Genomic DNA, 10,647 nt, shown 5'->3' with positions numbered 1-10,647 from the left:
GAGAAAGCCGTGAAGGCGCATGGAATCGCGGGCGCGCGCAAGCTGGTGTTGGTCGACGGCGTGTTCGCGGCCGAGCTCTCCGACGTGAAGGCGCTCGCACCCGAAGTGAGCCTCACGACGCTGCGGGAGGCGCTGGAGAAGGATGCCGGCCTCCTGACGACGGCGTCGACCGACGCCGTGATCGCGCTGAACGCGGCGCTGGCGACCGACGGCGTGGTGCTGTCGATCGCGGAGGGTGCGCAGCTCCCTGCGCCGATCCAGATCATCCATGTGGCGACCGCTGCTTCGGCATCGGCCTTCACCCGCTCGCAGATCGCGATCGCGAAGGGCGCCCGCGCCACCATCATCGAGAGTTTCGTCGCGGCCGGCGCCAAGGCCTACCAGGCCAACGATGCCGTCATCGTCTCGATCGGCGACAACGCCGACGTCGCGCATATCCGCTTGATGGACGATGCGCCCGATGCGGTGAACATCACCTCGCAATTCGTGACCGTCGGCGCCAACACCAGGCTCAACTTCTTCAACATGACCAGCGGCGCCGCGGTCAGCCGCTTGCAGGGTTTCATCACGCTGGCGGGCGAGGGCAGCGATCTCTCCATCAACGGCGTGAACTTGTTGAAGAAGACGGAGCACGGCGACACCACGCTGGTGGTCGACCATGCCGTTCCGAACTGCGTCAGCCGCGAGATCTTCCGCGCCGTGATCGACGACCGCGCCCATTCGGTGTTCCAGGGTCGCATCATCGTTCGTCCCGACGCGCAGAAGACCGACGGCAAGATGATGACCCGGGCGCTGCTGCTGTCGGACGAAGCCGAGGCGGACAACAAGCCCGAGCTCGAGATCTTCGCCGACGACGTTTCCTGCGGCCATGGCGCCACCGCCGGCGCGCTGGACGACAGCCTGCTGTTCTATCTGAAGGCGCGCGGCCTGCCGGAGAAGCAGGCCCAGGCGCTGCTGATCCAGGCTTTCGTTGGCGAGGCGATCGAGCAGATCGCCGACGACGGCTTGCGCGAGCACGTGATCGGCATGGCCGAGCGCTGGCTGGAGCGGCGGTCATGAGCACGCATCCGGCAGTCAAGAACGGCGCCTACGACGTTGCGCGCGTGCGCCAGGATTTCCCGGCGCTCGCTCTGCAGGTTTACGGCAAGAAGCTGGTCTATCTCGACAATGCGGCGTCTGCGCAGAAGCCGCAGTCCGTGCTTGATCGCATGACGCAGGTCTATACGAGCGAATACGCCAACGTGCATCGCGGTCTGCACTACCTCGCCAACGCCGCGACCGAAGCCTATGAGGGCGGCCGCGCCAAGGTCGCGCAGTTCATCAACGCGTCCCGCACCGAAGAAGTGATCTTCACCCGCAACGCGACCGAGGCCATCAACCTGGTCGCTTCGTCCTGGGGCGGGCCGAACATCGGGGACGGCGACGAGATCGTCATCTCGATCATGGAGCACCACTCCAACATCGTGCCCTGGCATTTCCTCAGGGAGCGCCAGGGTGCCGTGATCAAATGGGCGCCGGTCGACGACGAGGGCAATTTCCTCATCGACGAGTTCGAGAAGCTGTTGACGCCGAAGACCAGGCTGGTCGCGATCACGCAGATGTCGAATGCGCTCGGCACCATCGTGCCGGTCAAGGATGTCGTCAGAATCGCCCATGCCCGCGGCATTCCGGTGCTGGTCGACGGCAGCCAGGGCGCGGTGCATCTGCCGGTCGACGTCCAGGACATCGGCTGCGACTTCTACGTCTTCACCGGCCACAAGGTCTATGGTCCTACGGGCATCGGCGTGCTCTGGGCCAAGTACGACCACCTCGTCGCGATGCGCCCCTTCAACGGCGGCGGCGAGATGATCCGCGAAGTCTCGCGCGATGTCGTCACTTATGGCGATCCCCCGCACAAATTCGAGGCGGGCACGCCCGCGATCGTCGAGGCCGTCGGACTCGGCGCCGCCATCGACTATGTCAATTCGATCGGCAAGGAGCGCATCGCCGCCCACGAGCACGATCTCACCACCTATGCCCAGGAGCGCCTGCGCGAGATCAACTCGCTGCGGCTGATCGGCACGGCGCGGGGCAAGGGCCCGGTGATCTCCTTCGAGCTGAGGGGCGCGCATGCCCATGATGTCGCCACCGTGATCGACCGCCAGGGCATCGCGGTGCGCGCCGGCACCCATTGCGTGATGCCTCTTTTAGAGCGGTTCAACGTGACCGCCACCTGCCGCGCGTCGTTCGGCATGTATAATACGCGGGAAGAAGTCGATCATCTGGCACAGGCGCTGCTCAAGGCGCGGGATTTGTTCGCATGAGTGACACGGCCGAAATCAAAGCCAATCCGATGGAGACCCATTCGGCGCTGCCGCCGGAGGAGACCGAGCGTCTGACCACCGAGATCATCGCCGGGCTCAAGACCGTGTTCGATCCGGAAATCCCGGCCGACATCTACGAGCTCGGCCTGATCTACAAGGTCGAGATCAAGGACGACCGCTCGGTCGACGTGCTGATGACGCTGACGACGCCGAACTGTCCTGCCGCAGGCGAACTGCCGACCATGGTCGAGAACGCGGTCGCCAGCGTCCCCGGCGTCGGCGTGGTCGACGTCAAGGTCGTCTGGGAGCCGCCGTGGTCGCCGGAACGCATGAGCGACGAGGCGCGCCTCGTGCTCAACATGTGGTGACAGCCTCGGCCCGCATTGAATTCGCTCGGCAACGGACCACATAAATAACATGACCCAGATTTCGCCAGGCTCGACACCAGCATCCTCCACTCCGAAGCCGCGGCGGCCGCGCCCGCAGGTGATGCGGCTGACGGACGCTGCTGCCCAGCGCATCACCGAGCTGACGCAGCGCGCCGATTCGGAGATCGTGGGCCTGCGCGTCGGTGTGAAGAACGGCGGCTGCGCCGGCCAGTCCTACACGGTCGAATACGCCCACGAGATCCGCCCGACCGACGAGGTCGTCGAGGACAAGGGCGTCAAGATCCTGGTCGATCCCAAGGCCGTGCTGTTCCTGCTCGGCACCGAGATGGACTACAAGGCTGACAAGATGCAGGCCCAGTTCGTCTTCAACAATCCCAACCAGATCTCCGCCTGCGGCTGCGGCGAATCGGTCGAGCTGCGGCCGGCGAAGATCGACGGGTAAGCCAGGCTCGCGCCAATCATGCTGTCGTCGTCCGGCGAACGCCGGGACCCGTACCGCCTGATCTCTCGGTGACGAGCACCACCACTGGCACGACTGGCAGTCTTCGCTAAACTCCTGCCTGTGGCTATGGGTCCCGTGTTCGCGGGGACGACGCTGGCGAGAGAGTTGGGCAATGGACCGCGAATTCCTGATCGACCTGTTCGCCGATTTCGGCCCGGTCACCATCCGCAAGATGTTCTCCGGCTACGGCATCTCCGCCGACGGCGTCAATTTCGCGCTGTCCTTGCGCGCGGGCCTGTTCTTCCGTGCCGACGAGGTGACCATCCCGGAATTTGAGGCCGAGGGCTCGAAGCCCTTTCAATATTCCACCCGCGCCAAGATCGTGACGGTGAACTCCTACTGGGAACTGCCTGCACGCCTGTTCGACGATTCCGCAGAACTTGCACAATGGGCGCGAGGGGCGCTCGCCGCGGCGCAGCGCGCCAAGGTAAGGAAGCGGCCGAAGGCGAAGAAGGCGGCGAGCAAACCCGCGAAGAAGGCTGCCAAGCCAGCGAAAGCGCCGAAAAGCGTGATCAGGAAGCGTTCGGATCGAAAGCGCGCCAAGCGAAAGGCGTGACCTTCAATCCACGGCCTTGGTCAGGCCGACCCTCATGTCCTTGGCCGTGAAAACACAGGTGCCGTCGGCAAGCACCCGGCCGTCGGCAATTCCGAGCACCAGCTTTCCGCGCCGGACCATGCGCATCGCGACCTCGTAACGCACACGTTCCGTGTCGGGCGCAATGGTTCCCGTGCACTCCACCTCGCCGACGCCGATGGCGCGGCCCTTGCCCGGCGAGCCGGACCAGCCGAGCCAGTAGCCGATCATCTGCCACATGGCGTCGAGGCCCAAGGAGGCCGGCATCATCGGGTCGCCTCGATAGTGGCATTGGAAGAACCAATGGCTTGGCGCGATGTCCAACTCGCCGACGATATGGCCCTTGCCGTATGCGCCACCGTCCATGCTGATCTCGGTGATGCGATCCATCATCAGCATCGGCGGTGCCGGCAATTGCGCATTGCCCGGGCCGAAATAGCCGCCTTCGCTCGATCGCAGCAGCTCGTCCCTGGTGTAGGACGGTTGCGGCATGTGGAAATCGTGAGGATTGGACAAGGCGATACGTCCTCGATGCTCGCGGTCAGGTGCCACGGCGGCGGGGAAGATGCCGGTCGTCAGTCCGGAAAGTCAAGCGCGGACGGGGTGCTTACGCCACTCGGCTATGCGTCTCGACCGCGTATTCCGGATCGGCTTCGCAGATCACGCGGTTGCGGCCGTTGCGCTTGGCGGCGTAGAGGCAGGCATCCGCACGCTCGATCAGCGCGTCGGTGTCGTCGCCCTCCTTGAGCATGGAGACGCCGACGGAGATGGTGACGCGGCCGAGGATCTCGCCGGTCGATTTCTTCTTCAATTCCTTCGCCATCACGGCGCGGCGGATATGGTCGGCCACCGTGAGGGCCTGGCGCAGCGCGGTGTTGGGCAGCACGACCGCGAATTCCTCGCCGCCATAGCGCGCGGTGATATCCTGGCCCTTGATGGTCTGCTTCAGCGACAGGCCGACGAGCCGCAGCACCTGGTCGCCGGTGAGATGGCCGTAGGAATCGTTGAACGACTTGAAGTGATCGATGTCGAACAGCAGCAGCGACAGCGGCTCGCCCGAGGCGAGCGCGCTCTGCACGGCCATGCCGATCATGCGGTCGAAATATTTGCGGTTGCCGAGGCCGGTGAGCGGGTCGGTCAGACTCTCGGCGCGGATCGCTTCCAGGCTCTGCTGGAGATTGCTGATCTCGTTCTTCGACAGCGTCAGCCGGTCTTCCAGCGCCTTGTTGGTCTGGCGCATCTCGCCGGTCGAGCGCAGCAGCGCCTCGACGATCGCCTTGACCTGGTCACGGCCCTTGGCCGACGACAGTTTCTCGGCCGCGCCCGACAGGCTTGCGTCGTAGGCGCCGGTCATGCCGAGCGCGTCGCCCAGGATCTTCATCACGTCGTCGATCTCGCCGATGACGCGCGCGCCGACCTTGTCGATGCGGTCGGTGGTCTTGATATGGGAGAGATAGGTCTCGTAGATCTGCTCGAGATCGGCTTCGGTCAGCTTGCCGCTGCGCGCCAGCGTCTCGTTGATGATCTTGTTGAGCGGCGCGTTGTAGCCGGTGGCGTAGACGTACCAGATCTCGTAGTTGCGGGGAATTGCCGTCTGCCGAAGCGATCGGATCTGGCCGAGCGCCACCTCGGCGAACGCCATCGTGCGTTCGTGTTCATCAAGCACCTTGATCACAGAACATACCCCACAGCGGTCGGCGCGCCCCCGACCGCAGCAATGCTTAAATTATGTTTGTAGGCTAACGGACGATCGTGAACGCCCCGTAAATATACGTTCACGAATGCGTCTAATAAAGTGTGCGGCGGGTTTGCTCAACCGAAATCTGGAGCGCGTCGCGCTTCAGGCGCCGGCAGGGGAGCGTACCGGCCGCAGCAGAAACGCCGGCAGGTGCGAGTGATCGCCCGGCTCGGTGTCGACCTCGCGCTGGCGGCGCGGCTCGGGACGGCCGATCGAGGGTACATGCGAGGTGTTGGCCTGCTGGCGCGCCGCCTGACGTGGCTCCGCCCGACGCTTGTCGTCGGACCGATGCCTTGATTCGGCGGGCTGTCGCGCCTCCGAAGAAGGCCTTGATTCGGAGGCATGTCTTGCCTCGCCCCGCGCCTCGCGCGGCTCGTGGCTGCGCTCACGGTCGCGGCCGCGCTGCGGCTTGCCGCGTCCGCCGCCGCGTGAACGTTCACGGCCGCGCTGCTCGCGCGGACGCTCGCTCGCCTCGGAGGACTCGGCCGGGACTTCGTAATCGCCTTCGGCGCGCGGAATGCTCTGGCCAATCAGCTTTTCGATCGCCGCCATCGACTTCTGGTCGAGCGGTGTCACGATCGAGATCGCGGTGCCGGTTCGCCCGGCGCGGCCGGTGCGGCCGATGCGGTGGACGTAGTCGTCGGCGTGATGGGGAACGTCGAAATTGAAGACGTGGCTGACCTCGGGAATGTCGAGGCCGCGGGCGGCGACGTCGGAGGCGACGAGCAGCGGCAGCTCACCCTTGCGGAACTGGTCGAGCGCGGCCATGCGGGCCGGCTGGTCCATGTCGCCGTGCAGCGCGCCGACGCTGAAGCCATGCTTCTGAAGCGATTTGTGAACGATCGCGACCTCGCGCTTGCGATTGCAGAAGATGATCGCGTTCTTGAGGTCCTTGGCTTCGCGCAGAAGGCGGCGAAGCAGCTCGCGCTTCTCGTGCGCCTCGCGTCCGGCAGGCACCTGGGCTTGCGTGACGGTGACGGCGGTGGTGGCTGGCCTGGAGACCTCGACCTTCTGCGGATTGTGCAGGAAGGCTTCGGTGATGCGCCGGATTTCCGGCGGCATGGTCGCGGTGAAGAACAGGGTTTGCCGCGTGAACGGGACGAGCTTGCAGATGCGCTCGATGTCGGGAATGAAGCCCATGTCCAGCATGCGGTCGGCTTCGTCGATGACGAGCAGCTCGACGCCGGTGAGCAAGAGGCCACCGCGCTCGGTGTGGTCGAGCAGGCGGCCGGGGGTGGCGATCAGCACGTCGACGCCGCGCATCAGCTTGGCATCCTGGTCGCCGAACGAGACGCCGCCGATCAGCAGGGCGACGTTGAGTTTCTGGCCGGCGCCGTAACGGTCGAAGTTTTCCTTCACCTGGGCCGCAAGCTCGCGGGTCGGTTCGAGGATCAGCGTGCGCGGCATGCGCGCCCGGGCTCGACCCTTTTCGAGGATGGTGAGCATCGGCAGCACGAAGGCCGCGGTCTTGCCGGTGCCGGTCTGGGCGATGCCGAGCACGTCCTTGCGTGCGAGGACGTGGGGGATCGCCTGTTCCTGGATGGGGGTGGGGTTGGTGTAACCGGTGGCCGCCACTGCGGCGAGGACTTTTTCGGACAGTCCGAGATTTGAAAAGGACATTGAGCCTCTGGTCGAAACCGCCGTTCGGAATCGAGGGTAATAAGGCTGTCGCGCTCCACCCCGAAACGGCGCGCTCTCTAGGAAGCTGGGGGTGCTGACTCACGCGAACAAAGCGCAAGGCTCAGGAATCGCTCTTCGATCTGAGCCGCGTCGCCCCGGAACATAGGGTGGAATTGGCCAAAGTCAATGGAGCGGACGCGGGAAGGCCCTAAAAAACCTGAGGTTTTTGTCCAAATCACGGGCGCGGCTCGGGTTTTCCGCCCAGCCTCGTCACCCGACCGGATCCGCCAAGACGTCGCCTAGCCCCCATCCGAGCCCTTGGCCCGGAAGTCGCCGGGGGCCATGCCATAGGCGGCGTTGAAGACCCGGTAATAGGTCGCGAGACTCTCGAAGCCGCAGGCGGTCGCGACGTCGGCGATCAGCCGGTCCGGCGCCTCGCGCATCAGGCGGCGGCTCTGTTTCAGGCGCTCGCCGGTCACGGTCTGCGAGAAGCTCTTCTCTGCCGTCTCGAACAGCATGTGCAGGTGGCGCACGGACACGCCGAGCTGGTCGGCCACCATTGTCGGCACCAAGTCCGGGTTTTGCAGGTGGCGCACGATCAGGCGCCGGGCCTGCGAGAGGCGGGCGGTCCGCAGCGCAGCCTGTCCGCGCCGGCTGCCGGGCCGCACGATGCCGCGCTCGATCAGCGCCAGATGGACCAAGGCCTGAACCAGGGAGGTCTGGACCGGGGAGGTCGCATCGGCGGTGGCATCATCCGCAGCGGCCTCGCCGAGATCGGCAAAGCAGGCAGCGAGCAGCGGCGCCAGCGCCGGATCGTTGAATGTCCGCGGCGCAAGCTCGCGCATGCGCTTGTCCTGCGCCGGGATGCTGCTTACGGGAATCTTCAGGATCCGCAGGTGGAAGCCTCCGGCGCCGAGCGGCGCGGTGCGGTAGGGCAGATCTGTATGGCTGGTGGCGAAGTTGCCGCTCCCGATTGAAAAGTCGCTTGCGCGCATGCCGCCGAACCAGCCGCCGCTGCCGAGCTGCTGGTAGACGCAGATGCTGTCGCCCGGCGCGTAGGCGATGTCCGAGTTGCTGCGCTCGACCGCGTAGGGCGAGGCCTTCAGCTCGACGAGGCCGGCGCCGCCAAGCTGGCGCAGCGAGAATTCGCCGAAGAAGTCCGCGCGCCGTTCGCGCTCGAGCTCGGCGGTGACGCCGAACAACCCCTTGGCGCGCACTTCGCGCCAATAGTCGAAGCGGTCGCGCGGCTCTACCTCGTTCGTACACCAGCGAAACACGGCTGCCCCTCGTTTCCGGTGAAATTGCCCAAGAAGAAGCAGATTCCAACGCAATCTGCCATAGCCAGATCGTGGAATCGGAGCCGAGCCCCCTTGAACCGTCGTTGCGTCTGGGCCGACTATCACACAGCGGCAGGGGAGCCCATGGACCGCGTTCGAAGGAACCGGCGTAGGGCCGTTCGGCAACGGGAAATTTGCGATGACGCGTCGGTTTTTCGGAATTCTGGCGGCCCTTGGGCTCGCGGCGAGCCTGAGCGGCTTCGCAGCTCCCGCCTATGCCGACAAACGCGTCGCGCTCGTCGTCGGCAACAATGAATACAGGAACGTCCCGAAGCTGCTCAAGGCGGTCAACGACGCTCGCACCATGGGTGACACGCTGAAGCAGCTCGGCTTCTCGGTGATGGTCGCGGAGAACCAGAGCCGGCAGCAATTCTCCGAGACGCTGCTTGCGTTCGACAAGGCGATCGAGCCGGGCGACACCGCGTTCTTCTTCTATGCCGGCCACGGCTTCGAGATCGCCGGCCAGAACTATTTGCTGCCGACCGACGTGCCGGCGGCGACGGAAGGACAGGAAGAGCTGGTGCGCGACGCCTCGATCCTGGCCGACCGTATCGTCGAGCGCTTGCAGAACAAGAAGGCGCGGACCTCGATCCTGGTGTTCGACGCCTGCCGCAACAACCCGTTCGAGCGCAAGGGGACCCGTGCAGTCGCCGGCGGCGGCGGGCTCGCGCCGATGACGCAACTGCCCGAAGGCGTGTTCTCGGTGTTCTCGGCAGGTCCCCGTCAGACCGCGCTCGATCGTCTGTCCAATGATGACACCAATCCGAATTCGGTGTTCACGCGCGCTTTCGCCAAGGAGCTGCTCCAGCCCGGCGAGAACCTCGTGCAGGTTGCGCAGCGCACCCGCCGCCTGGTCAGCGAGATGGCCGACACCGTCAAGCACAGGCAGGTGCCGGTCTATTTCGACCAGATGGTCGACGACGTCTTCCTGAGCGGCACGGCGAAAGACGCCGCCGCGCGGCCGGCCGATCCGCCGCCGCAGAAGCTTGCGGCGCTGCCTCCGGTGTCGGTGCCACAGTTGCCGAGGGAGGAGGCCGTCAACGCGCCGATCGCGAGCTTCTCGCGGCACAATGGCGGCTGGAGCGTGGTGTTCTCCTTCGCCGACCCGACGCTCGGCATTTCCTGGCGTATGGCCGGCAAGGGCGATTTCCGCGAGACCGGATTCATCGACACGCTCGATCCGCGCACGCGCAAGCGGATGCCGAACCCGTCGATCGAACTGCCGCCGGATGCGCAGGCCGGCACCATCGAGGTCCGCTATGTCGATCAGGCCGGCGAGATGCAGGGGCCGTTCCCGATCAGGTTCGATCCCGAGGCCGCACTGATCCGCGATCAGCGCAAGATCCTCGATATGACGTCGACGAGCTGGCTGTCGTTCCGCGAGTTCAACGGGCTGCTGGTCTATTACACGCACCTCGTATCCTACCGCTGCGCCATCCGCGAGGTGCGCATCGGCATCGACACCGCGGTGCCCAACCAGGTGCTGAAGATGCCGCCCTGCGACACGCGCGATCCCAGCGCAATCACCGCCGGCATGCCGCTCTACATGAAGCTCGCGCCAAGCACGCAATCCGTCTCGGTGGAACTGACCTATCGCGACGGCAGCGTCTCGGAGATCAAGAGCTTCCGCAGCGCGAACCGCAGCAATAATTGAGGTCTTCATTGGCCGCGGCGCAATGAGCGGATGACGGAACATCTTCCGGTGACCTGGATTGTCTGCCAAACCAGGGAGACGATCCATGATCCGCAAATCCATCCTCGTGACGATCGCTTGTGTTGCACTTTCGACGGCCGCCCTCGCGCAAGGTGGTGGTGGGGGAGGTGGTGCCGGCGGTGGTGCGGGGGGCGGTGCCAGTGCCGGTGCCGGTGCCGGATCCGCCACGAGCTCGGGTGCCGGAATGGGCACATCATCCAGCAGTGCCAACTCCGGGCCGTCGGCTCCGTCCGGAATGGGAACGCATGGCACCACCACGGGGGCCAACCTCAACACCAATAATGGCCAGGTCAATCCGAACGTTCAGCCCTCGACCCCGAACGGCAACACGCCGGCAGCAGCGCAGGCCGAGCGAAACATGGGCGTCGGTCATGCCGCCAACGGATTGCCGATCGGCAGCCCTGGCACCGGGACCAGCAATGAGGATCAGAAATAGCTGGTTCCGTTTCAGGCAAGGCCCGCCTTCTGGG

General features: G+C 65.3%; 11 protein-coding genes. 7 read left to right on the top strand and 4 right to left on the bottom strand.

Annotated features, from left to right (window positions below):
• The 5 genes from sufD to IC50_RS10460 form a co-directional block, all read left to right on the top strand.
• On the top strand, nt 1–1,059 hold a 1,059-nt coding region (sufD, locus tag IC50_RS10480), incomplete at its 5' end, for a Fe-S cluster assembly protein SufD (RefSeq protein ID WP_035703729.1).
• On the top strand, nt 1,056–2,303 hold the full coding sequence (locus IC50_RS10475; RefSeq protein ID WP_035703716.1) for a cysteine desulfurase: 1,248 nt from the start codon (nt 1,056–1,058) through the stop codon (nt 2,301–2,303). The genes sufD and IC50_RS10475, both read left to right, overlap by 4 nt.
• Nucleotides 2,300–2,671: an SUF system Fe-S cluster assembly protein gene (locus tag IC50_RS10470; RefSeq protein ID WP_028177247.1), complete on the top strand. Its 372-nt coding sequence runs from the start codon at nt 2,300–2,302 to the stop codon at nt 2,669–2,671. The genes IC50_RS10475 and IC50_RS10470 overlap by 4 nt, the downstream gene beginning before the upstream one ends.
• A 49-nt stretch (nt 2,672–2,720) precedes the next feature.
• A complete protein-coding gene (locus IC50_RS10465; RefSeq protein WP_035703714.1) occupies nt 2,721–3,134 on the top strand; it encodes a HesB/IscA family protein in 414 nt (137 codons plus the stop codon).
• Between the two features lie 172 nt (nt 3,135–3,306).
• Nucleotides 3,307–3,750 (top strand): TfoX/Sxy family protein, encoded by a 444-nt coding sequence (locus IC50_RS10460; RefSeq protein WP_035703712.1) that lies wholly within the window; start codon nt 3,307–3,309, stop codon nt 3,748–3,750.
• Nucleotides 3,751–3,753: 3 nt separating this feature from the next.
• Here IC50_RS10460 and fabA read toward each other — a convergent pair whose 3' ends face one another.
• From fabA to IC50_RS10440, 4 genes are all read right to left on the bottom strand, one after another.
• Nucleotides 3,754–4,284 (bottom strand): bifunctional 3-hydroxydecanoyl-ACP dehydratase/trans-2-decenoyl-ACP isomerase, encoded by a 531-nt coding sequence (gene fabA / locus IC50_RS10455; protein WP_035703711.1) that lies wholly within the window; start codon nt 4,282–4,284, stop codon nt 3,754–3,756.
• Between the two features lie 91 nt (nt 4,285–4,375).
• Nucleotides 4,376–5,443, bottom strand: a complete 1,068-nt coding sequence (locus IC50_RS10450) for a GGDEF domain-containing protein (RefSeq protein ID WP_035703709.1) — start codon at nt 5,441–5,443, stop codon at nt 4,376–4,378.
• A 165-nt stretch (nt 5,444–5,608) separates the two neighbouring features.
• A complete protein-coding gene (locus IC50_RS10445; RefSeq protein ID WP_035703707.1) occupies nt 5,609–7,126 on the bottom strand; it encodes a DEAD/DEAH box helicase in 1,518 nt (505 codons plus the stop codon).
• A gap of 299 nt (nt 7,127–7,425) precedes the next feature.
• On the bottom strand, nt 7,426–8,403 hold the full coding sequence (locus IC50_RS10440) for a helix-turn-helix domain-containing protein (protein ID WP_035703705.1): 978 nt from the start codon (nt 8,401–8,403) through the stop codon (nt 7,426–7,428).
• A 199-nt stretch (nt 8,404–8,602) separates the two neighbouring features.
• On the opposite strand from IC50_RS10440, the gene IC50_RS10435 reads away from it, so the two are divergent.
• Together IC50_RS10435 and IC50_RS41230 are read left to right on the top strand one after the other, a co-directional pair.
• Nucleotides 8,603–10,117 (top strand): caspase family protein, encoded by a 1,515-nt coding sequence (locus IC50_RS10435; protein WP_035703702.1) that lies wholly within the window; start codon nt 8,603–8,605, stop codon nt 10,115–10,117.
• A gap of 85 nt (nt 10,118–10,202) precedes the next feature.
• Nucleotides 10,203–10,613 (top strand): hypothetical protein, encoded by a 411-nt coding sequence (locus IC50_RS41230; protein ID WP_081492405.1) that lies wholly within the window; start codon nt 10,203–10,205, stop codon nt 10,611–10,613.
• Nucleotides 10,614–10,647 lie beyond the last annotated feature (34 nt).

Source organism: Bradyrhizobium genomosp. I (2014), assembly GCF_000261685.1.
GTDB lineage: Bacteria > Pseudomonadota > Alphaproteobacteria > Rhizobiales > Xanthobacteraceae > Bradyrhizobium.
This window is presented reverse-complemented; position numbering and strand designations above follow the sequence as displayed.